This is a genomic window from Paenibacillus violae, from assembly GCF_032461945.1.
GTDB classification, from domain to species: domain Bacteria; phylum Bacillota; class Bacilli; order Paenibacillales; family NBRC-103111; genus Paenibacillus_E; species Paenibacillus_E violae.
In genome coordinates this window covers 18133-41784 of sequence record NZ_JAWCUD010000003.1, presented here as the reverse complement: position 1 = coordinate 41784, position 23652 = coordinate 18133, and the positions used below count along the sequence as shown (strand labels likewise).

The 23652-nt window shown below is 42.6% G+C and carries 23 protein-coding genes; 18 read left to right on the top strand and 5 right to left on the bottom strand.

Annotated features, from left to right (window positions below):
- Positions 1-4 precede the first annotated feature (4 nt).
- The 3 genes from RQP52_RS11570 (at position 5) to RQP52_RS11560 (ending at position 2559) form a co-directional block, all read left to right on the top strand.
- Positions 5-1126 carry an MGDG synthase family glycosyltransferase gene (locus RQP52_RS11570; RefSeq protein ID WP_315951588.1) on the top strand — a complete coding sequence of 374 codons (1122 nt, stop codon included), beginning with the start codon at positions 5-7 and terminating at the stop codon, positions 1124-1126.
- A 20-nt stretch (positions 1127-1146) separates the two neighbouring features.
- Positions 1147-1320 (top strand): hypothetical protein, encoded by a 174-nt coding sequence (locus RQP52_RS11565; RefSeq protein WP_315951586.1) that lies wholly within the window; start codon positions 1147-1149, stop codon positions 1318-1320.
- Positions 1321-1491: 171 nt separating this feature from the next.
- Complete coding sequence (locus RQP52_RS11560) at positions 1492-2559, top strand: YheC/YheD family protein (RefSeq protein WP_315951585.1); 1068 nt, start codon at positions 1492-1494, stop codon at positions 2557-2559.
- Here the strand turns inward: RQP52_RS11560 and RQP52_RS11555 are convergent.
- The 3 genes from RQP52_RS11555 to RQP52_RS11545 form a co-directional block, all read right to left on the bottom strand.
- Complete coding sequence (locus tag RQP52_RS11555; protein ID WP_315951583.1) at positions 2556-3923, bottom strand: HAMP domain-containing sensor histidine kinase; 1368 nt, start codon at positions 3921-3923, stop codon at positions 2556-2558. The two genes, RQP52_RS11560 and RQP52_RS11555, sit on opposite strands and share 4 nt — an antisense overlap.
- Positions 3924-3928: 5 nt before the next feature.
- Positions 3929-4627 carry a response regulator transcription factor gene (locus RQP52_RS11550; protein WP_315951581.1) on the bottom strand — a complete coding sequence of 233 codons (699 nt, stop codon included), beginning with the start codon at positions 4625-4627 and terminating at the stop codon, positions 3929-3931.
- Positions 4628-4782: 155 nt separating this feature from the next.
- Positions 4783-5313 (bottom strand): C40 family peptidase, encoded by a 531-nt coding sequence (locus tag RQP52_RS11545; protein WP_379172449.1) that lies wholly within the window; start codon positions 5311-5313, stop codon positions 4783-4785.
- Positions 5314-5576: 263 nt separating this feature from the next.
- Between RQP52_RS11545 and RQP52_RS11540 the strand changes: the two genes are divergently transcribed.
- Positions 5577-6182, top strand: a complete 606-nt coding sequence (locus RQP52_RS11540) for a DedA family protein (protein ID WP_315951579.1) — start codon at positions 5577-5579, stop codon at positions 6180-6182.
- A gap of 67 nt (positions 6183-6249) precedes the next feature.
- Here RQP52_RS11540 and RQP52_RS11535 read toward each other — a convergent pair whose 3' ends face one another.
- Entirely contained in the window at positions 6250-6993 is a 744-nt protein-coding gene (locus RQP52_RS11535) for a YheC/YheD family protein (protein ID WP_315951577.1), read from the bottom strand.
- Positions 6994-7135: 142 nt separating this feature from the next.
- On the opposite strand from RQP52_RS11535, the gene RQP52_RS11530 reads away from it, so the two are divergent.
- The 4 genes from RQP52_RS11530 (at position 7136) to RQP52_RS11515 (ending at position 10527) form a co-directional block, all read left to right on the top strand.
- A complete protein-coding gene (locus RQP52_RS11530; RefSeq protein ID WP_315951575.1) occupies positions 7136-7798 on the top strand; it encodes a phosphatase PAP2 family protein in 663 nt (220 codons plus the stop codon).
- A 1-nt stretch (position 7799) separates the two neighbouring features.
- Entirely contained in the window at positions 7800-8348 is a 549-nt protein-coding gene (locus RQP52_RS11525) for a hypothetical protein (RefSeq protein WP_315951573.1), read from the top strand.
- 367 nt (positions 8349-8715) lie between these two features.
- Complete coding sequence (locus tag RQP52_RS11520) at positions 8716-8919, top strand: hypothetical protein (RefSeq protein WP_315951572.1); 204 nt, start codon at positions 8716-8718, stop codon at positions 8917-8919.
- A gap of 414 nt (positions 8920-9333) precedes the next feature.
- A complete protein-coding gene (locus RQP52_RS11515) occupies positions 9334-10527 on the top strand; it encodes an acyl-CoA dehydrogenase family protein (RefSeq protein ID WP_315951571.1) in 1194 nt (397 codons plus the stop codon).
- Between the two features lie 1331 nt (positions 10528-11858).
- On the opposite strand, the gene RQP52_RS11510 is transcribed toward RQP52_RS11515, so the two are convergent.
- Positions 11859-12416, bottom strand: a complete 558-nt coding sequence (locus tag RQP52_RS11510) for a DUF420 domain-containing protein (protein WP_315951570.1) — start codon at positions 12414-12416, stop codon at positions 11859-11861.
- 226 nt (positions 12417-12642) lie between these two features.
- Between RQP52_RS11510 and RQP52_RS11505 the strand changes: the two genes are divergently transcribed.
- The 10 genes from RQP52_RS11505 to RQP52_RS11460 all read left to right on the top strand — a co-directional run bounded on the left by RQP52_RS11505 (position 12643) and on the right by RQP52_RS11460 (position 23638).
- The gene (locus RQP52_RS11505; protein WP_315951569.1) at positions 12643-13281 is read left to right on the top strand and encodes a helix-turn-helix transcriptional regulator; all 639 of its coding nucleotides are present in this window, start codon (positions 12643-12645) and stop codon (positions 13279-13281) included.
- Between the two features lie 323 nt (positions 13282-13604).
- On the top strand, positions 13605-14570 hold the full coding sequence (locus RQP52_RS11500) for an ABC transporter ATP-binding protein (RefSeq protein ID WP_315951567.1): 966 nt from the start codon (positions 13605-13607) through the stop codon (positions 14568-14570).
- A 17-nt stretch (positions 14571-14587) separates the two neighbouring features.
- On the top strand, positions 14588-15574 hold the full coding sequence (locus RQP52_RS11495) for an ABC transporter ATP-binding protein (RefSeq protein WP_315951565.1): 987 nt from the start codon (positions 14588-14590) through the stop codon (positions 15572-15574).
- On the top strand, positions 15571-16680 hold the full coding sequence (locus RQP52_RS11490; RefSeq protein ID WP_315951564.1) for an amidohydrolase/deacetylase family metallohydrolase: 1110 nt from the start codon (positions 15571-15573) through the stop codon (positions 16678-16680). The genes RQP52_RS11495 and RQP52_RS11490 overlap by 4 nt, the downstream gene beginning before the upstream one ends.
- Positions 16681-16768: 88 nt before the next feature.
- Positions 16769-18310 carry an ABC transporter substrate-binding protein gene (locus tag RQP52_RS11485; RefSeq protein WP_315951562.1) on the top strand — a complete coding sequence of 514 codons (1542 nt, stop codon included), beginning with the start codon at positions 16769-16771 and terminating at the stop codon, positions 18308-18310.
- A 26-nt stretch (positions 18311-18336) separates the two neighbouring features.
- Entirely contained in the window at positions 18337-19254 is a 918-nt protein-coding gene (locus RQP52_RS11480; RefSeq protein ID WP_315951560.1) for an ABC transporter permease, read from the top strand.
- Between the two features lie 26 nt (positions 19255-19280).
- Complete coding sequence (locus RQP52_RS11475; RefSeq protein ID WP_315951558.1) at positions 19281-20117, top strand: ABC transporter permease; 837 nt, start codon at positions 19281-19283, stop codon at positions 20115-20117.
- Between the two features lie 35 nt (positions 20118-20152).
- A complete protein-coding gene (locus RQP52_RS11470; RefSeq protein WP_315951556.1) occupies positions 20153-21406 on the top strand; it encodes a threonine synthase in 1254 nt (417 codons plus the stop codon).
- The gene (locus RQP52_RS11465; RefSeq protein ID WP_315951554.1) at positions 21397-22587 is read left to right on the top strand and encodes a M20 family metallopeptidase; all 1191 of its coding nucleotides are present in this window, start codon (positions 21397-21399) and stop codon (positions 22585-22587) included. The genes RQP52_RS11470 and RQP52_RS11465 overlap by 10 nt, the downstream gene beginning before the upstream one ends.
- Before the next feature lie 4 nt (positions 22588-22591).
- Positions 22592-23638 carry a serine hydrolase domain-containing protein gene (locus RQP52_RS11460; protein ID WP_315951552.1) on the top strand — a complete coding sequence of 349 codons (1047 nt, stop codon included), beginning with the start codon at positions 22592-22594 and terminating at the stop codon, positions 23636-23638.
- The last annotated feature ends 14 nt before the right edge of the window (positions 23639-23652 follow it).

Genomic DNA, 23652 nt, shown 5'->3' with positions numbered 1-23652 from the left:
GCAAGTGATACCATTTAATCCTCGTGTTTTAATCCTTACGGCTAATTATGGGAATGGACATCTCCAGGCTTCTAAAGCATTGTTACAGCAATTCAATCAGCAAGGTGTGGAGAATGTGAAGATTGTGAATCTAATGAAAGAAGGTCATCCATGGATTCATTCAATTACATCTACGTTGATTAGCAAAAGTATGAAAGTTTCGCGGCTAGGAATTGACTATTATGGTTGGAGCTATTATTTGACACGGGAAACCAAAGAAACAGCCTTATTTCAGAAGTCGATGACCTATTTAGGGCAAAAGAAATTGAGAGAGATTATTCACCAGGAACGGCCGGATGTAGTCGTCAATACTTTCCCGTTCGGTGCTTCTCCAATCGTTTGCAGTCCAATGGGGATTAAGAATTATACCGTGCTTACGGATTATGCGTTACATGCTAGTTGGCTTCACCCGAAAGTCGACCGATATTATGTGGCAACAGAAGACTTAAAAAAGCAAATCATTGCAAGAGGATTTAGCAAGGACCGAATAGATGTTAGCGGAATACCGCTTAGAGAAGAGTTCGTCAATACGAGGATTCGTGCAAGAAATCAGCAGAAGAAGATCATTCTTATCATGGCCACAGATAGCGGTGTAACAAGTTATATCGAGGAAATGATGCGCACGCTTTTTCATTTAGATAATTGTCAATTGGTTGTTGTTTGTGGTCATAATGAGAAGTTAAAACATAGATTAGAAGTGGAGTTTGCAGCTTATAACGGGATAACCATCCATGGGTTTGTTGATAATCTTCATGATTGGATGGCTCAAGCTAGTTGTATGGTAACGAAAGCAGGCGGACTAACGTTGACAGAGGCCATAGCCTTAAGAGTGCCGGTTTTCATTTATAAGCCTAATGGCGGTCAAGAGAAAGAAAATGCTTTATATTTATCACGCCGCGGCGTAGCTTCAATCTCAAAAAAAATGGAAGAACTTTCGAAAAGTATTCAACATTTCATTCATCATCCTCAAAAATATGAAGAAATTCGGGATCATATGGAGGAGTTGCACCGAAGTCATGCAGCAGCTCATATCGTAAAAGATATCATGCTTCATTGGAATGGCCAATTCATGTTAGCGTCAATTTAGAATGGGGAGGCATGATTCAGATGAAAGAGATTCTTGATAATTTTTTAGAAGAGATCCATGAGTTAGAGGGGAAAATAGTTCATCTGATCCATCGATCAAACTTAACCGTTGAGGAGAAAGAATTCATTTTGGAACATATCCTAATCATCCCTGGAAAAAAGGAAGATCATGATGAATGTAAAGCTATTTCATGACAGATGCAAAAATCCAAAACCCCCTTCATATGTAGGAAGGGGGTTTTTAGGTGTGAGCATAATTCCCGATTATGATAACATTCTCATCCAAGTAATTGGGCAACAACCGTGTTGACGAATGGGAAGGTGACATACCGTATCTATGTAGGTACTAGAAATGGTGGTGGGTTCATGAGTCATACAGTAGGTGTTCTGTTGGATCGAAAAACGTTTATGGGAATACCTAAAGGGAAAACAGGAAGTGAGAAGCTTTCCTTATATAATCAAGCAGCCAAACAGCATAAGCTAACGGCTTTCTATACTTCCCTTCATCAGATTGGCAGTACTTCGGCCCAAGGTTATATCTATGCAAAAAATAGGTATAAGTTTGTACGTCGATCGATTCCAAAGGTTACACATAACCGAGCGATAACATTATCACCATTTCTTAAACGTAAGCTCAAACAATTCTCGGAATCGAGCTATGTTTTCAATAGGCAGAATCGATATGACAAATACTACATCTATAAACTGTTGCATCAAAACGTTCATCTGCGAGATTACTTACCTGTCTCACTGAAGTATTCAGAAAAGGATTTGAAATCAGCTATGGCTGCTTATCCTTCTCTATTCATAAAGCCTACAAACGATAGTGTCGGCAATGGAATAATGAAGCTGTCCAAGCATTTAAGCGGAAAATGGTTGTTATTTTTGAGAAAAGGAAGGCCAATGCTGCTATCTGCGAAGGGAGCTATTTCTGTTATTCAGAGAGTTGTTGGAAAGAGAACTTACATGATTCAAGAAGCAATTGCCTTAGCAACATACAAAGGCAGATCTTATGATTTACGTGTCTCTGTTCAACGCGGTATAACAGGAAGATGGCAAGTAACAGGAGTAGTGGGAAAAGTCGCTGGTGCTGGAAGACATGTAACTAATGTGGCTAAGGGGGGAAAGGTAAGACGAACCGAAGTGCTTTTTAAAAATAATAGGTTCGACTTTGAAAGAATGATGGAAGCCATACGCAGTGCATCTATTAGTATCATGAATGACTTGAGTGAGAAGCTACCTCACTTAGCCGATGTAGGGTTAGATATCGGGATTGATCACCGCGGTCATATTAAATTAATTGAAGTAAATGGGCGAGACCAACGGTATTCATTTAAGAAAGCTAAGATGAGCTCTACATTCTACCGAACATATGAAACGCCTCTACTGTATGCCAAATATTTATTGCAGCAATCCAAAACCTCCAATTCCTAAATCGAGTTGGTGGTTTTACATATAGGGATGGTAACAATAACTTCTGTTCCATAATGGGGTACGCTTGAAATTTGAATTGTCCCCTTATGTAGTTTGACAATACGTTCAGCTATGGCTAAACCTAAGCCCGATCCTCCAGTTTGTCGGCTCCGTGAACGGTCTACGCGATAGAATCTTTCAAAGACGAAAGGCAATTCTTCGGTGGGAATGCCTTTGCCATCGTCAACAATGCGTATACAATAATTTGGATCTGTTTTAGATAGGTAGACATGGGTGTGATGTGTCATGTATTTCATCGCATTATCTAAAATGATTAGGATAACTTGCTTAATTTGCAGCCGATCTGCTTCAATCATCATGCTGCTTTCGGAGGGGAGAAGGATGAATTCTTTGTTTGAAAGTGGCCGAAGAAGCTGAATGTTCTCTTTACATAACGTCACTAGATCAAAAGAGGAAAAGGTTAATGTTGGTTCATGTTCTAGTTCAGCCAATTCAAGCAATTGATAAGTGATGTGTTTCATTCTTTTGCTCTCGTCATGAACAGCGTCAAGAGCTTCCATATGAAGGTCCATGTTTTCAAAGCCCCATCTACGAATGAGCGACGTATAGCCTTCAATAATGGTAAGTGAAGTCTTAAACTCATGTGAGGCATCTGATATAAACTGCCGCTGTTTCTTCATACTCATCTCAATCCGTTCCATCAAATGATTAAATGTCTCAGATAATTGATAGAGCTCATCCTTTGACTTTCGATTCAAAGGTAGTTTTTTAATCGCAAGACTCGTTTCGATCTCTTTCATCGTCAGAATCATACGGGATAGCGGTAAGAATAACAGTTTGGACAATAAAAAACTAGCAGATAGAGAGAGCAGCATAGCAGCAAGCGTTACGATGCCAATAATACCAACCAATCGGTATAAGCTTTGGTCAAGCTCTATTGGCTCCGTAATGATTTCTAACGTTCCGATGATTTCTGTTCCTTGGTGAATGGGTGATCGAACAATCATAACGGACTGATCATTAAGTTTTTGTGAATAAGACTCTTGTGTATCGATGTGTTTTGGCGGAATAACTGCTAATTCTGATGTATTAGCTGCTTGATTGATCACTTTTGAAGAAAGATCAAGTGAGCGAATCATGGCGTGATTGGGAAGATACTTTCTTAAAATTCGGTTGTTATCTTCTTGAAGTAATTCCAAAGGGCTTATATGCGTGAGCATTTGGTTAGCAGTAAACTGAAGTGTCTCGAGTTCTTCTTCTTTTTCATATTGTGCATAAATATAGTAAATAATGAAGGTAAGCGATATTAGAATGCTAGTTAACCAAATGAATGAAAGCAGTGAAGCTTTAGTCTTAATTTTCATATCAACTAGACCTCCAAGAGGTACCCAACACCACGGATTGTTCGAATATTTGGGTAAGGCGCAAGTAGCTTTTTGCGGACATATCGAATATATACATCCACCAGATTTGAATTCCCTAGGAAATCGTAACCCCATACATCGTTCATGATTTGTTCCCGACTAAGGATTTCATTCTGATGTTCGATCAAATAGACGAGGAGTTCAAATTCTTTTGGTGTAAAGTCAATCTTAATATCATTCTGTAACACTTCTCTAGACCGAAGATTCACGTTTGTTCCTTTCACCGTATAGATCATGGAGTCATGCTTATTAAGCTCGTCATCGGTTTGTTGGAATTGATTTTGGCGGCGCATGCAAGCGCGAATCCGAGCGAGTAGCTCTTCCAAGTGAAAGGGTTTTGTTATATAATCCTGGCTCCCCAAATCAAGTCCATTCACAATATCCGAGGGGGTATCGCAGGCCGTTACCACAATAATAGGTGTTTCTGAATTCTTCTTGCGAAAGGATTTAATCAGTTCAAAACCGTTAAATACAGGAAGCAGAATATCTAGAAGAATGAGGTCCCACTTATCATTCAATGCTTTTCGTAGTCCTTCTGAGCCATCTGAAGCTAACTCTACAAGATACCCGGCATGTGTGAGTTCTAATTGCAGCAGCCTTGCTATTTTTTCTTCATCTTCGATGACAAGTATTCTATTTGACATGAACACCACTCTTTTCAAGGTGTTTAAATTAATCGCCTTACATCTTATGTACCAAGATAGCGGGATGTTCTGCCATAGGAAAAGGACCTCCTTCAGTTGGAGAACTGAAAGAGGTCTTCTGACCTTGCTCTTAAGTTAAACAAAGGGATACAGGCTTAGTGAATCACACGACGGGCTGTTTTGTAATTTTTGCTCCACCAGCCAGAGTTCATATCTGAAATCGTAACACCAGGGCTGCCATAGGTGTGCAAAACCTTTCCATTCCCCATGTAGATACCAACATGATGAATTGGTGAGTAGAAAAAGACAAGATCCCCCGGTTGAAGCTGATTTCTAGCAACAAAAGTTCCTACTTGTGATTGCTGCTTAGACGAACGGGGCAGATTGATCCCATTTTTGCCATAAACATATTGTGTAAAAGAAGAGCAATCAAAGGAGCTAGTGCTGCCTTTTTGAGTACCGAATTTATACCTTACACCTAAATATTGTTTACCAGTTGTAATGATACTATTTGCTTTTCCAGAAATTGATGTTGATGCTGAAGCTGCTGTTGCTGCTGTAGAAACATTGCTTGCAGCATGCGCGGATTGCGGCGCCATCATTAGGTTAGCAGATGCAAATAAGGATACACTAAGTGTAATACCTAATAGCGATTTGCTTAGGCGGTTCGTTTTCATGTTGTTCATGATTGGATATCCCCCTTCAGGATCGTGTTTTAGGTTTTCACCTGAGACAACCTTATCACATCCGTAAATCCCTATAAATTAACAAATGTGCGGGGATACTAGTTCCAGCGAGGCTTAAAGGACAATTATTAGAAGATCATGAGAATCGGATGAAAGGAAATACCTTGACAATCCAAACATAAGATAAATTCGTGTTTCAAAGGATTCTCTCATGTGTTTTTCACATTCCTGTGATAGGATCAATTCGAGGCAGGTGAAGAAAGATGAATCATCATTCAATGATCTTGTTAATCACCCATTATGGTTATGCCGGTATTTCTATAGCACTTTTCCTTGGAATTGTTGGCATACCGTTACCGATCGAGATTATCCTGCTAGGTGCAGGCTATATAGCCGTTAAGACTAATTTACATTTGGGTGGCATTATCGGCTTCGCCTGGCTAGGAGCGTGTGCTGGAATGACAGTGAATTACCTCCTTGGGAAAAGTATTGGGCTCAAGCGGATTAGCAAAGTAACCAAGTGGATTAAGCTTTCTGAAAGCAGATTAGAAAATTGGGCAGAGCAGTTTAAGAAGCACGGGGCTATCTTACTATTAGTAGGCTTTTATGTGGCTGGTCTTAGACATGCTGCTCCTTTCATTGCAGGGGCGATAAAATTGCGGTTCACTAAATTTATGAGTATCTCGTATTTTGGTGCAATGGCCTGGATTTTAGTTATCGTTTTTCTAGGTCAAAAGCTTGGTAAAGCATGGGACCACATTTTTATGCATTTCCATCATCCAATATGGCTAATTGTCGCGGCTTGTGTAGTCGGTCTTGGTTTGTTGGGAGTTAAAATGATGGTACGTCAACAAAAATTGCCCTCTTAAAATTAAACAGCTCCAATCTCCTGTTTAAGAGGATTGGAGCTTTTATACGCGGCTAAAGTAACCATTATTATTTGCGTTTTACACGTAAGAACCGGCCGTTTGCTCTCGCATACCGCAGGACTTTGAAGAACATTTTTTTATCTTTTAATTGGTTGAAAATAAAAGGGTCAGGCGCCGTGTTGACTTCTAGCACCCACGGTTTTAAATTTTTATCAATTCCAATATCAACACCAATTTCTTTAAATCCGGGATAACTCTTCTGGTAATGCGTTGCAATTCGATACCCTAAATGTCGTAAGCTTTGGATATAATCACTTTTCTTTTGATTCTTTAAATAGGAACCAAGTAATAATTCTAAGGGCAGCGGTTTGCCGCTATTATGAAAGTTCGTCACTATCTTGCGGGGATGAGCAACTCGGCCGATATAACCAGTTGCTTCCCAATTTTTATGAGGGGTTCTTTGAACCATAATACGTGTGTCGAAGATTCGCTTCTGGTGCGTTAAGAGATGAATACCTTGCTGAACAAGATAGGATCTGTTTAACTTGGCTTTGCTTAGAGCAGCGAATAGGCCTTGAAACGTAGCAAATGATTTGGCAGTTTTGCCAGCCTGAAAACGGAATATTTCATTTTTCTCTACACGAATAACACCTTGTCCTGAAGAGCCATTGATTGGTTTGACATAAACCATTTTATGCTTATTTAGCATTTGAAGAAGGTTCGATTGACTGTAGACTCTTGTTTCCGGAACAAATTTGCGAAGTTCTTTGTTTAATAAGAGCACCTTTGTTTTGACCCATTTGCTGCCCACTGTTCGAGCTCTATTCACCATTCCAGCACCTCTGTTTTCGATATCTTACGAGTTATCATATTCAAATGAAGTTGAGGGACTTGGAGTAGAGTTTAGTAAAAAAATTAAATTTTTTTAACAGATAAAGGGGATTTATGAATAAATGAATTTGAAGATACAATTAACCTGGGCTTTTTTTACAAGCCTCTTGAGCGCAATTAGCTTTGGAGCTATAGCGTTCTTGGTAACCGATCATAAGGTGGTTCAATTCGACAAGGTGATCATTTCGTTTGTTCAAGGGTTAGAAACGCCGCCTCTTACAAGCATTATGAAATTCTTTACCTTCATAGGGGGAGGAGTTCCAGTTGTCGTTGTTACGCTAATCATTTTGTTTTTCTTGTATAAGGTTTTACATCATCGAAGTGAGTTGATTTTATTTTTAAGCGTTGTCATTGGCTCGGTGATTTTAAACGAAACTTTAAAACTTATTTTTAAACGTGCAAGACCGGTTTTACATCGCATCATTGATGCAAATGGGTTTAGTTTTCCAAGTGGGCATTCAATGGCTGCTTTTAGCTTATACGGTGTTGTTGCTTTTTTGCTTTGGCGGCATATTGCAACTGCTCTTGGTCGTAGCATCTTAATTATAATAAGTATCATTATGATAATGACGATAGGAATCAGCAGAATCTATTTGGGCGTACATTATCCAAGTGATGTTCTTGGTGGTTTTCTAGCAAGCGGTAGTTGGTTAGCCATTTCTATTTGGTATTATCAGCGATATCAGGAAAGGCGATATGAAGAGGATATGAGAGGGAGGGGTTAAGATGAGCTCTCAGCAAAATTTAGAAGTAAAACAATCATGGATTCCTAAGAAAGAACGCATATGGGTATTTGGTGCGATGGCTGTGTCCACAATCTATCTAATATGGCAGCTGTGGAGTCTTTTTCATTTACCATCAACAACCATACACAATCGCAGCTTTGAGCATATATTCAAAGATTATGGCTCCAATGCCCGTATAGTCCTGTTCGTGGTGGTAGCGAATTACATTTTAGCTTTTATCATTAAACAAGGCATTTTGGGGAAATTCGCTCATCTGAAAAAAGGATTGGTTATACTACTCCGTATTGTCAAGAAATATCATGTTTCATTTGCTGTTCTCGCAATCGCACTTATTATACTCCATACAGTTGCTGTGTTTATGTTTGGTTTTAAATGGGATTTCAACAACATTAGCGGGCTTCTTGCATTGATCGTGCTGTTACCGGTACCGGTTTCGGGTTTACTCCGCTACAGAAGGCTCGATAAGAAATGGCATTTAAGATGTGGACTAGCATTTGCTGTTTTATTTTTGATTCATGCATTTTTGTAATGAATTGTTGGACTTAAAGGGAGTAGCTCGCCACGCGGCAGCTGCTCCTTATTCTTATTAAGCTAAAGGGCACAATACTTCCAATATGTGGTACCATTAATTAAGTGATATTGTTTTTAGTATCGCTAGTAATGGTGAGTCCTTGTTCTTGGAGTACGGCTATCCCACTTGGTCAAAAGAGTTTAATGTAGAGAATGTGGACACCTTTGTAGATAAACACCAAAGAGTCTGATTTCGGCCATCTGATAAGGAGCAAGCAATAGCAGAGATTTTTTAAAGCTTCTTCATACATCCTTAAAGCCTTTCTTGGATCAGGTGTATGTATCGCGGATCTAACGGGGAATTTTATAAAAAAAGTGGTGGTGTAATGAGTGATATCGTTATTAGTAAAATAAATGAGTTTTTTCATGAATTAGATTTTGTGAAGGTTAATATTAATGGAAAAGTTGTCTTAGAACATAAAAACGGATTCTATAAGCTTACTAAGGGTGAAACCCACAGTTATTTTCTTGAATATGCAAGATCGGTTCAAGAAGCCCATCATAATTGTTATGAGGATGTCGAAGCGTAGCCGCGACAGTTGCTGAATGAATAATCAAAATGCTTGTTATAACCCAAATATATATTTGGATCTAATGGAGCTTATTTAAATTCAAGACTATCACAGGGATTTATATTGTTATTTCTAACAAATACCATTAGCAGTTTGATTGTTTCTCGTGGTCAGTGGAGGCAGCTGTTAATTTCTTTAATTTCTTTCATTATTTTTTATGTACTCTATCTGTTTTACATGGTAGCAACTGGTGATCCGAATCGTGATGTTGATGATAATCCTGCTAATGGACTAGTGTTAATCGGACTCGGTATTCCGTATTCATTCATAAGTCTTTTTATTGGAACAGTTCTAGGAATAATAATAATTAAATTAAAAAGCAAGTTCAAAAATTTTATGAAGGCTAAATAGACATACAGAGGAGAGAGACAAATGACTGAGAGCATAGAAACAGATTTATATATTCGTAATAAACGAGAGGCAGAGATTGCGCAACGTTCTGATCGATTAGCCGCTCGCTTCGCGAATCGTTCGGCACATCATGATACAGAAGGAAGCTTTCCGTTCGCCAATTTCGCGGATCTTCATGAATCAGGCTACTTGCAGTTGACAGTGCCGCGAGCTTACGGCGGAGAGGAAGCGTCGCTGTACGAATTGGTGCTTGCCCAGGAACGACTGGCGCGAGGCGATGGTTCAACAACGCTTGCGGTGGGCTGGCACGTTGGTTTGCTGCATCAGCTGCGCTATACGAATGCTTGGCCGGAAACGTTGTATGCACGGTTTTGCCGAGAGACGGTGGAAACAGGTGCGTTGATTAATCATTTGGCGACGGAACGGGCAACAGGGAGTCCGAGTCGAGGGGGAAGACCGGAAACGAAGGCCGTTGCCACAAAGGGCGGATGGCTGCTGAGTGGACGCAAAACCTACAGTACGCTGAGTCCGATACTCACATGTTTTACTGTTTCGGCGGCGATTGAGGGTACGGAGGAAACAGGGGATTTTTTTGTGCGTTCCGGATCTGGCGTACGTGTAGAAGAAACATGGAACACACTTGGTATGCGCGCTACGGGGAGCCACGATGTGGTGCTTGAGGACGTATTCGTGCCAGATGACCAGCTTGTTCATCGTTCGGGAGCACCACGTGAGGAGCGCAGACCCGACGAAGGTGGCTGGCTATTGCATATTCCCGCTTGTTATATTGGGATTGCACATGCAGCTAGAAGCTTTGCGATTAACTTCGCGCAGCAGTATCGACCGAACAGCTTGACCACACCGATAGCTGAACTACCGAATATTCGGCGTCAAATCGGTGAAATGGAAATTGCGCTTGTAACGGCGCGCACGGTGCTTTATTCGGTTGCCGATCGCTGGGACCGGGAACCTGAGCGGCGCAAAGCGCTAAAGCCGGAGCTGGGCTTGGCCAAACATGTGGCCACGAATCATGCGATCTCGATTGTAGATACAGCGATGCGTATCGTCGGTGCTGCGAGTTTGTCACGCAGTTTACCATTGGAGCGGATGTATCGCGACGTGCGGGCAGGACTGCATAATCCACCGATGGATGACATCGTTGTTAACGGATTGGCGCAGAGAGCTTTGGATGAAGTGAAAATTACGAATACTTAAAGCAGATGGCAAGAGGATGCAAATTAAACCTTCCTAGAATTTAGGTACTTGTGAAGGGCGCTATCTTTCATTTTGGTGGGGGAAGATTTCATAGGTAATATTACGAACATGCCTGCACGCTTACATGATTCAATAGTTGAGGGGCTTGTTAAGTGGCAGGCTCCTCTTTTGTTAAATCAATTTACGGTAAGATAACTTCGGTAGAATTACATATATAAAATATTGAAATTGTTATAAATATAGAGTAGGATCACATCCACTGTGAATATTTATTCCGTAGAAGTTGGACAATAATGGGAACTATTCTACAATGCAGGGGTGTTTGGCGTGAGCTCTAATTCGTATTGGTATTTAGGTCTGAGCTTCATTTGTATCATTTTACAGGTCATAGTGTTTTATAGAAAACGAAGCATCCACACCTATATGCAATTCTTTATTGGAGTTGAACTCTTATATATCGTCGAGGCCGTCATCTATATCTTCAACGGGAGCTACGAGTACCACCCTAAACTACTTAGCAATCATTATTACGACAGCCATCTTGGAGCTATAACATCTAATTTAATCTCCATACCATCCCTCGCTCTAATCCTTTCGGTATTTCAACTAGGCTGGTTTTGGATAATTGGGTTTATCGCTCTGCTAGCAGGGATCGAATGGCTTTTCGTCAAACTGCATATCTATTCGCTATATTGGTGGCGGATTGGATATACTTCATTGGGTCTCCTCTTTTACTTCCCGTTGATAAAAAAGATGTATCCCTGGATGCTTAAGGCTAGGAAAGGAGCCTCACGCGCGTTTTTGCTTTTTTTATGTTTGGGTCCTTTTTCTGGAACCGTCCAGTTCTTACCCTTCATGTTATTCTATAGCAGGGTTTACCGGCCTGGATGGTTTACGGATCCGGCATATGACACCAGTGCTTTCGCTATTGTTTACTATCTATCCTTTGTACTCGTCACTACCCTACTGCTTATGGTAAGTTGGAAATACCGTTGGATAAAATATGTCTGTCTAGAGACAATCCTTATACTGATAACCGTGCTCTTGAAACAAAGTGGAATCTTGATAAGTCAGATATGGTGGGACGTTTACCTGTATCTTTTGTTTCCTTTGTTAACCATGAAGATTGGAGTGATCTTTAGCAAACATTTGGCAAGGGGAGAATTCCCTAGATTCTAATCCCGCGCGTCTGTGAGCGTTTACACTAACGGAGAACGTCGTTTGTTCAATAAACACAACATTGGGAGGCTGCCGGCATGATCGGCGGCCTCTATTATGTTAATGGTCAGTAGAGTTGCTGAGCTGCCTACAATTTTAATTCTAGATCCCCTTTAATAATACGGATTCATCATTAGGAACACGACAACCCCGGTTAAGCTCACATATAACCAGATCGGCATTGTCCAACGGGCAATTCTACGATGTTTATGCAATTGGTTAGTCCAACCCCATACGAGAGTGAACAAAGCGAGTGGCACGATGATGGCGGCAAGAATGCTGTGAGATATCAGAATGAAAAAATATATCGGCCGAATAATGCCTTCACCACCGAACAAGGCCGTCTCCGAGGACATGTAATGAAACGTTAAGTAGGAGACAAGGAACAACAGTGTAGAAGAGAAGGCAGCTAGAATGAACCCTTTGTGAAGCTTTACGTTCTTCCGTAGGATCGCGATCAAAGCGGCAAGCAGAAAGATGAAGGTGAAGCTGTTTAACACCCCATTGATTCTTGGAAAGATGGTAAGATCGAAATTTATCTCTCCCTTGTAACCAATCGGTGAGAAGAACAAGAGTAATATAACAATATTTGCGACAAGTGAAATGGTGACGATGGCAGCCGTGTAATTTTTGTTGCTAGCTTGCCTTGGTGCATGGTTGTTTGCGCTCATTTAATCAGAAAATCTCCTTTCCTACCACATGGTAATGGCTTCATTATAAGCCGTTTTGTCGTACTGTAATCAGACTATGATGTCAAAATAGCGAAAACTTATTGACGATTTATAGTCTTCAAAAGGTATTGCAGTAATGATATTGCTAAATGACAAAAATAAGGTTAGAATATGCATTAATAAAAATTTTAATGTAGTATTATTTTTTTTAAGGTGTGTGATGTGATTGGAACATATAAACGATGAACTTGGAGCTTTAAAGCAAATTATTAAAGGAATTGCAACGCAATTCGGGGATAAATGCGAAGTTGTCCTTCATGATTTGACTGGTGATTATGAGCATACAATTGTAGGGATTGAGAACTCACATATTACTGGAAGAAGAATTGGTGATTGTGGGAGCAATTTGGGACTGGAAGTTTTGAGAGGTTCTGACAAAGACGGTGATCGCTATAACTATATCACGCAAACGAAAGATGGAAAAATTCTTCGATCTACGTCTATTTACCTCAAAAATAATAATGAGGAGATTATCGGAGCCATTTGCATAAATATGGATATTTCTGATTTGATTATGGCTGAAAAAGCACTTAAATCGATCACTATGCACAGCATGGAACAAGAAACGGAAGAAGTATTCGTTAATGATGTGAGTGATTTACTGGACTATTTGCTTCAACAATGCCATAACGAGATAGGAATACCGGTTTCCCATATGGGGAAAGAGGATAAAAAGAAAGCGGTCCAATTTCTCGATAGACGAGGAGCATTCCTCATTAAGAAAGCTGGAGATAAGGTGTGCCAGTTTTTGGATATCTCTAAATTTACTCTCTATAACCTACTTGATGAAGTTCGCGTGAAATAAATTGTGCGAGAGCATAGGAATAAAAAACCGATCAACTTACTTACGTTGGTTGGTTTTTTTGCATTAATCTAGAAAAATGAATGGAATGAAATCTGACATATCTTCGGGAAATGATAAACTTTCTTTTGAGAAATAGATAGAATCTTAATTTCGTGTTAAGTGCGTGTCATGTAATTTATTTTTGGAAGGGCTTACTTGGTAAAAAAAGCATTGACGGGTTGTTTCTTTTTGACTATATTAATAAAAAGAAAAAAATTAATATAATATAAAAATTTTTAATATTACCTTGCGGTGATGAAAATCATAGATAAAGGAGGCACTTGATGGTTCAGCCACTACTATCGGTTGAGAATTTAAAAACCTATTTTGTCAAAGGCGATGTCGAAGTACATGCTGTTGATGGTATTGATCTCACTATTTATCCTAAGCAGATTGTTTGTATTGTTGGGGAATCGGGTTGCGGGAAAAGTATGACATCTTTATCCATCATGGGGTTGGTTCCAAAGCCACATGGTCGGGTGGTAAATGGGCAGATTTGGTTTGGGGGTCAAGATTTACTTGAGTTAACGGAGAATCAACTATCAGCGATTAGGGGAAACGATATTTCGATGATTTTCCAGGAGCCGATGACATCGTTGAACCCGGTGTTGACGATTGGCGATCAGATGTCGGAAGTTCTTCTCAGACACCGTAAAATAACGAAACAGCAAGCAATGGAACAGGTCGTTAAAATGCTTGAATTCGTTGGTGTAGCAAGGGCAAAGGATATCGTGAAGGAATATCCGCATCAATTTTCCGGTGGAATGCGACAGCGTGTGATGATCGGCATGGCGATGATATGCGAGCCAAAGCTTTTAATTGCAGATGAGCCTACAACGGCTCTAGATGTGACAATTCAAGCCCAAGTGCTTGAGTTGATGAAGCGCATGCGTGATGAATTCGATACCTCGGTGATGATGATAACCCATGATTTGGGTGTAGTAGCTGAAATCGCTGATCACGTAGTTGTTATGTATGCGGGCCAAGTGGTTGAAAGTGCATCAGCCGATGCTTTGTTTGAGGATCCGCTTCATCCCTATTCCCAAGCACTGTTGAAATCCATTCCTTCGCTTGATGAAGAAAAAGAGATGTTGTACTCGATTCCAGGTACGGTACCGGATTCATCAAAGTATCCAGTTGGATGCCGCTTCGCAGAACGATGCGAACGGGCACAGCCCTCCTGTACTCAAAAAATGCCTGAACTGCGCGAAGTGAAGCCCGGTCAGTTCGCTAGGTGTGATCTAATCTAACAGAAAGGATAGATATAATGAGTGATCAGCTGCTAGAAGTTTCCAATCTCAAAAAATATTATCCGATCCAAGCTGGACTTATACGTCGAACAATTGGACATGTGAAGGCCATAGATAATGTTTCCTTTCAAATAGGTTATGGCGAAACGCTTGGTATTGTTGGGGAGTCGGGCTGTGGGAAATCGACCTTGGGCCGAATGATTATGCGTGTTCTAGAACCGACGGAAGGTACCATTTTATTCGATCAGCAAGACATCACCAAGATGCACGGTAAGACGCTTCGCCGCACACGTCGAAACTTTCAAATGGTATTTCAAGATCCTTACGCATCCTTGAACCCTAAGATGATGGTTGCAGATATTATAGCGGAGCCACTGCTGATAAACGACATCATGAACAGAAAAGAAGCATCCGAGAAGGTTAATCAATTAATAGATCTGGTTGGTTTGCGTCAGAAAGATTTGCGGAAATATCCGCACGAGTTTTCTGGTGGGCAACGGCAGCGTATAGGCATTGCACGAGCATTGTCATTAAGCCCTAAGTTAATTGTGGCAGATGAGGCGGTTTCAGCTCTGGATGTATCCATTCAGGCGCAGATTCTTAATCTAATGACGGAATTGAAGAAAGAATTTAATCTTTCTTATATGTTTATTTCGCATAATCTATCCGTAGTCAAGCACATTAGCAATCGCGTTGGTGTCATGTATCTAGGGCATTTGGTGGAGATAGGAGATAAGGATAGCTTGTACCAAGAACCGCTCCATCCGTATACGAAGGCGCTGTTATCTTCTTCACCTCATGCGAAAAGAGGGGTTAAGCGGGAGAAAATTATTTTGCAAGGAGAAGTGCCGAGTCCCGCTAATCCCCCGCAAGGTTGCCCGTTCCATACCCGCTGCCCACAGGTGATGGAGGTTTGTAAATCAGTAAGACCACAGCTGCAAGAAATTGTTCCAGGACATTCCGCAGCTTGTCATTTATACGAAACGGCAGGTGTATCGTTATGAAAGATCAGACGCTTGTAAAAGTTATAGACCCGTTAAATCAAGAGACATACAAAGCCTTGCTGAAGAAGACGGAGGATGGCTACCGACTAGATCGTTCGTTCCAAGATCTTTCATCACAGGAGCCTCAGTATTATTTGAGTCCAGGATGGATTGATCTTCATACACACGTTTACGATGGTGTTGCCAACCTCAGTGTACCCGCAGACGAAGCAGGTATTCAGAACGGCGTTCATTTGGTTGTTGATGCAGGCAGTGCTGGGGAAGCGACTTTGCCGGGGCTTCGGAAGTATGTTGCTCCTGCTTTTCAGACGGAAGTTAAGGCATGGTTAAACATTAGCTCCATTGGGCTTGTTCATCTTCGTGAAGTTGCAACTTTGGATCATATTCATGTAGATAAAACAGTGCAAGCCATCGCTGATAATCGCGATTTCGTCTGTGGCGTCAAGGTTCGTTCGAGCGGCGCCATTGTTGGATCGATGGGACTCCAACCGCTTCAATTAGCCAAACTGGCAGCATATGAAGCTGGCGTGCCGGTTATGGTACATATCGGTGAAGCGCCTCCGCTCATTGATGGCGTATTAGATCTATTGGACGAAGGAGATGTCATAACCCACTGCTTTCATGGGAAAATCGGACATCCATGGTTAAAAAATGGCAGACCGGTATTGGCACTCCAAAAAGCCATCGATCGAGGCGTTAAACTGGATGTGGGACATGGGGCGGCAAGTTTTAATAATGAGATATGCCGTAATGCAATAGCTGCCGGATATGCGCCACATACCATTAGTACGGATGTACATATTCGCAATATTCGCGGTCCGGTTTATGACCTGTCTACAACGATGACCAAGCTGTTGGCATGCGGCATGCCACTTGAAAAGGTGATTGGCGCAGTAACGATTGCACCATCACAGATTTTACAGATGAACAATTGGTGTTCTCTCAATGGAATTCTCGATCGAGCAACGTTATTCGAAGTTGATGGGCAGCGTCCAGAAGGTCGCGATTATCGCGATTCACAAGGCAAACTACTAGCACCTGAACAGTTCATAAAGCCATTCGCAGTTATCCAAGCAGGTCAATTTACAGCGTGCAAGACGTCGTAGGATCAGCAATTTTTATACATCAAACAAGTCCAGTCATATGAGTATGTAAGCTAATCTATTCAGTGAGACCATTTTAGGAGGAATTATTGTGAAATTAAAGCTTATACTGGCAGCTATGTGTTTGACTATGGCTTTATCAGCTTGCACGAACTCGAATGGCGGCTCCTCTTCTCCATCTGACAAAGGAGCTAGTGCGGTCTCTTCCAAACCGGCTAAGGACACATTAACGGTAGCGCAAGATATTGATGCAGGAACACTGGACCCGCAAAAGCAAGGCAAAATACCGGACATGGGTATTCTGATTAACATGTTTGATACATTGGTTACACGCGATGAGAATAACAAATTGGCTCCATCACTTGCTACCGAATGGAAAGCGCTGAACGATACGACTTGGGAATTTAAGCTTAGAGAAGGTGTGAAATTTCATGATGGTGAGCCGTTTAATGCAGATGCTGTGAAATTCAGTATCGATCGTCTTAATAATCCTGAAACGAAATCACCGATCGTTGAGCTGAAAACGGTTAAAGAAGTGATTGTTGTCGATGCCAAAACTGTAAAAATTATTACCGATGGTCCCGATCCCATATTGCCTAATAAGATGACGTTGTTTGGCGGCGCAATGGTTCCTCCGCAGTATATTAAGGAAAAAGGCGATGAGAATTTCGCGAAAAATCCTGTTGGTACAGGTCCATTTAAATTTGTTTCCTGGCAAAAAGATAGTCAAGTTACAATGGAAGCCAACGCTGACTACTGGCAAGGAGCCGCCAAATTCAAAAAGCTTGTCTTCAAAATCATTCCGAACCCTTCTAATATGGCTGCAGCAATCAGAGCGGGGGAAGTGGATATTGCATCTGGTATCAAACCCGATGTGGCTACACAGCTGAAAAACCAATCCGATCTTAAAGTCGTATCAAGTCCTGGGATCCGCACATTTTACATTTCATTAGATACGAAAGCAGGACCTTTGGCCAAGAAGGAAGTTCGTCAGGCACTCAACTATGCCATTGATGTGAATACCATCATCAAAACCGTGTTGGATGGTAATGCTGCGCGTGCGTCTACATTGGTCCCTAAGGAGAACTTCGGATACGATCCGGCCATTGCGCCATACGAATATAACATCGAGAAAGCCAAGCAACTGCTGGCGACTGCCGGTTATCCTGATGGTTTCGCGATTACATTGGATGCGGATAATTTGGAAGTAAACAATGTTCAAGTCATTGCGGCACAGCTGGAGAAAATCGGGGTTAAGGTTCAGCTCAACTTGATGGACAGCAAAACCTTAACGGCTAATTTGGTAGCGAAAAAGACTTCACCTATGTATTTTATCGGAAATACAGGATGGACGATGGACGCAATGAGTAATTTTCAGTCCTATCTAAAAAGTGACAGACGTTATAACAGATATCCTAACGCTGATATTGATAAACTCGTCGATGAAGAAGAACAAAGCATAGATCCACAAAAACGACAAGCTGCATTCACAAAGCTGCAAACGATTTTAAAAGAAGATGCACCTTTCATCTATTTGTATCAAATCAATGGCCTATACGGAATCCGCAACAATATTGATTGGAAACCGAATCCGGTCGGCATCTTGTCCATGTACAAAGCATCCATTAAATGATTTGTCTGCTGCGGAGGTGATATCTATTGCTTTCTTATATACTGCGTCGCTGCTTTTATGCCATATTTGTCTTATTTGGGGTAGCGACGGTCGTATTTCTAATTACAAGGCTGACTGGCGATCCGGTAGCCATTATGCTGACACCGGATGCTACGGCTGAACAGGCGCAAGCGCTTCGGCATTCTCTGGGCATGGATAAACCCGTCATTGAGCAATATGGCATTTATCTATTGAATTTACTCCATTTAGATTTTGGAGTTTCACTGCGCTACGGCGAGCATACGTTGCAACTTATTATAGAAAGGATGCCGGCGACGATTCAACTCGCCGGAGCAGCCTTGCTATTCTCTCTTGTCGTTGCAATCCCTGCCGGAATTATTTCGGCCATTAAACGAGGGACAGTGATAGAGAAGGGGATCATGTCGCTAATTGTTTTTGGTCAGTCCATGCCTGTTTTCTGGGTGGGGATTGTGCTCGTCTTACTGTTCTCCGTTCATTGGAGAATATTCCCTACGGGTGGTATTGGCGGATTCAGCCACATCGTACTACCTGCCTTTGCGCTGGGCATTCATCTCTTGGCACTGGTTGCCAGATTGTTAAGGGCATCGTTGATTGAAGCACTCGATTCTGATTATATTCGTACAGCCAGAGCCAAAGGGTTGGTTTCAGTGGTTGTCATTTCGAAACATGCTTTACGAAATTGTTTGCTACCAATCATTACGATCGTTGGCTTGGAGATTGGAGCTTTATTGGGAGGATCCGTAGTAACAGAGACCGTATTTGCTTGGCCAGGTGTTGGACAACTGCTGGTGCAATCCATTTATAACCGTGATTATCCGTTGGTTCAGGGAGCAATCATCATTTTGGCCGCTATTTTTGTACTGGTTAATTTAATTGTTGATATCTGTTATTCGCTTGTTGATCCTCGTATCCAATATAAATAGGAGGGATACCTACGTTAAAACGAATAGTGAATGGGAAATATGGCAGTCTGTTTAACTGGTTATCACTATGCGTGCTTGGCGGCTTTCTCATTATGGCCGTGACCGCAACGAAAATATCACCGCATGATCCGAACGTACAGGATTTATTAATGCGCTTTAAACCGCCTTTTTGGCTTAGTGGCTCCGAAGATGGCTATTGGCTGGGCACCGATAATATGGGACGGGACTTGTTAAGCCGTATAATATATGGCAGTCAAGTTTCTATCCTTGTAGGTGTGGCAGCCGTAGTGATCTCAGGCGTACTCGGAACGATCATAGGCTTGTTATCTGGATTTTACAGCGCTTTGGATCATCTCATGATGAGGATCGCAGATATCCAATTGGCTTTTCCTACGATTTTATTAGCTCTAGCGATCGTGGCTGTCATTGGAGGCGGCTTAAATAATTTAATTATTGTCCTTGGCATTACAGGTTGGGTGCCCTATGCGAGAGTGATTCGCTCAGAGGTTTTGAGCATACGATCCAGTGATTTCGTCGTCGCAGCGCAAACCATTGGGGTTAGTGACTTTCGCTTGCTGTTTAGGCATATCCTTCCGAATATTTTTTCACCGGTAATTACCATTGCTACTTTCCAAGTGGCGTCTGCTATCATTGCAGAATCTTCACTGAGTTTTCTTGGGCTTGGCGTGCCTGTCAGTGTACCCAGCTGGGGTAACATGCTGAACCAAGGTCAGTTGTATATGGAATCAGCTTGGTGGATTTCCGTATTCCCGGGCTTGTCCATTATGTTGATTGTGTTAGCCATCAATATTTTGGGTGATATTTGGAGAGATAAACTGAATCCGAAAGCCAAAGGGCGTTAAAAAAAGTTAAGCAGTTTTTAGGAGGAAGAAAGCAGATGACTTGGTCTTATGCAACTCATTATTCCTGTGATAATTGCACGGAGAGATTCGAATTAATGCAGCCTTTAAATACTTGCCCAAGCTGCGGGGGCTTGCTGGAAATTCAGTATGATATGGACCGTATGAAGGTTGAACTTCAACCGCAGTTATATAATTCTCGCGAACCCTCGATGTGGAGGTGGCATGAATTTTATCCCCTGCAGGACGGTGCTAACGTTGTATCAATGGGAGAGGGCGGCACACCGCTTTTACCATCAGTATACGCTGGAAAGAAGTTAGGGCTGTCCAAGCTGTATTTTAAAAATGATGCGTTGATGCCTACTGGTAGTTTTAAGGATCGTGGATTTAGCTTGGCGGTCAGTTTTGCCAAAGAGTTGGGGTTATCACGGGGGCTGACTTACAGCTCCGGGAATGCGGGAGCTTCATTCGCTGCGTACGCAAGCCGGGCGGGGCTAGATGCAACGGTGTTGGTCGAGTATTTGGCTAACCCGATCAAGAAAGCAATCATTGGCTTGTACGGGGCTCATACGGCTACTTTACATTTTGAAAGTATGACGGATATTTCTGCCATGCTTGAGCAAGCCGTGAGGGATCTGGGTTTATATCAGTTTGTAAATTTCATCAATCCGACTAGGCACGAAGCGATGAAGAGCTATGCTTATGAAATTAGCCAGGCATTGGGTTGGAAGGCTCCGGACGTGATGATTCACCCCGTAGGTACAGGTGGAGGTATTTGGGGAGCTTGGAAAGGTTTTTGTGAATTGAAGCAACTGGCGTGGATCGACGCGCTCCCCAAAATGGTTGCAGTGCAGCCGAGTGCTACGGGGCCGATTGTTCAGGCGTTCAAACAGGGAGCAAGGCAAGCGGAGAGACATGGTGATCCTACCCAAACAATTGCTCAAAGTATTGCGGCTGATGCTCCGATTCAAGGAGGTCGCCGAGTATTGAATGCGATTTATGATTCAGGCGGATTCGCAGAAGTTGTGACGAATGAGGAGATCATCGAAGCGGTGCAATGGCTGGGCAACGAAGGGATTTGTGCTGAACCTGCTTCTGCCGCCTCGCTTGCGGTGCTGAAGCGGGCTGTCTCCGATGGCCTCGTTCAGCCGGACGATTGCGTCGTATGCGTTATTACCGGAAGCGGCTTGAAGCAGCCATCGGTCATTCAACAGGCAATAGCGGAATCGGAACTAACATTGAACGCGAGCTTTGATGATTTGAATAAACTTTTGACCGATTTATGGAAGTAGACTACAAGGTTGGAGATGATGTTGTGCAGCAACCAAGCCCTGTAATTAAAGCTTTAATGACATGTATATCGCATCCTACTCCAAATCCGCCTGGTGAAGTAGCTGAGGTAGCAGATTGGTTGGAGAAATGGGCGAAGAGCTTCGGTGCACAAGTCGTACGTCAAACGGTTGAACCGGGTGAGGACAATGTCATTATTACGCTGGATTACGGTCCCGGTCCATGTCTCGTTTTCAATACCCATATGGATGTTAATTCTCCCAAAGGACAAGTGTGGTCAACTCCGCCTTTTGAGCCGAGGTTAAGCTTGGATGAGGGGAAGCTCTATGGAGTTGGTGCTTGTGATGCCAAAGGCAGTCTAGTTAGTATGATGGCAGCTTTGGAAAACATCGCAAACGATCCGAGAAATCTGAGCGGTAAATTAGTTCTTACTGCCGTGATGGGGGAGGAAGCCGGGGGGCTCGGTACGCTCCATTTGGTTCAGCAAGGAATTCAGGCGGATGGTGCGGTTGTAGGTGAGCCTACTGGGTTGGACGTCGCCATTGCGCATAAAGGCACCTATATGCGACGGCTGCGTTTCCTTGGACGAGCTGCACATTCAGGACGACCGGAGCTTGGTATTAATGCGATCATCCATTCATCAAAATTCATTGTGGAGTATGAGAAGTTGAACACAAAATTGTCTCTTACTCCTCATGCGCTGCTTGGACCGGCCAGTGCGGTAGTAACGATGATTCAGGGAGGAACTCGGCAAAATACGATTCCTAATCAATCGGAAATCATCATTGACCGTAGGTTGATTCCTGGTGAGACGCACGCGGATGCGGATTCAGAGCTTCAAGAGATCCTGGACGCATTGAAAATATCGATACCTGAGCTAACGCTAGACCCAATTGACGTTGTGGTAGCTACCATTCCTTCCGAAACAATGGCAACAGAGAGAATCGTTAGTACTGCCCTTGAAGCGGTTGAACAAGTAGTGGGGAAACCGCAAACTCCGTATGGATTCAGGGCGGGCTGTGATATGAGCAAGCTGGTGACAATCGCCGGCATTCCAACGATCATTCTGGGACCAGGCAGTTTGGATCAGGCGCATGCGCCTGATGAATTTGTCGAGATTTCTCAAGTTGAACAGGCGGTACACATTTATGAACGCATTGCCCGACAATTTATAGGCAGGTGATTGAATGAGCAGAATAACTGAGTTTTTGCAGCAGGCTCGTAATGAGAAAGCATTCTCCGGTGCGGCTTATGCCATTGGAAATTCAGATGGAATTACGGAGCAGGGGGCGGTAGGAACGCTCTATTGGGACGGACCATCGGTGCAACCGGATAGTATATGGGATCTGGCTTCTGTGACCAAGCCCATCGCTGTATTACCATTGATGGTTATGCTAGAGCACGGTGAATGTTATTTGGATGATGTGATTGCTCATTTTTTGCCCCACTACAAAGATACGGATAAGGCCAACCTGACGCTCCGTCAACTACTCGCGCATACAAGCGGGATACCTGGACAGCAGCCCTTATATCAGACATCGCCTACGAAAGAGGAGCTATTGGCTGCAGTGAGAAATCTTCCGCTGCGATTTGCGCCTGACACCGATGTTGAATATTCCTCACAGGGTTACATGATATTGGGGGAAATCATAGAAGCAATTGCTGGTGACAGTCTGGATGTCGTGCTTAAGCAGCTGGTATTAGAGCCGATTGGGATGAGTCAAACCCTGTTTAATCCAGGCGCACAGTTGCACCCGCGTATTGCCGCAACTGAATATTGTGAGTGGCGTGGCACTACCGTGATTGGAGAAGTTCATGACGAGAATGCAGTCGTGATGGGAGGAATGGCTGGTCATGCGGGATTGTTCAGCACTGCCGAGGATATGAGTCAGCTTTGCCAAGCGATGCTTCGGTTAGGAGAAACTGCAAAAGGCCGTTTCTTACAGCCAGAGACGGTTCGTCTGATGACAAACAATCAGACATCTTCTTTAAAACTGGCCAGAGGGCTTGGATGGCAGGCGAAGGATAGGCATGATTCTCCTGCGGGTGACTTGTTCTCCATGTCCTCCTATGGGCATACCGGTTTCACGGGAACCAGCATATGGATGGATCCGGAAGATGATGTGTTTGCTGTACTTTTGACAAATCGCGTTCATCCTAAACGTACCAGCACGGCTATCAAAAGGATTCGCTCCATTTTCCACAACTTGGCTTTTCTGTCGGTAAGAAGTTAGTGTTTATCAAATAT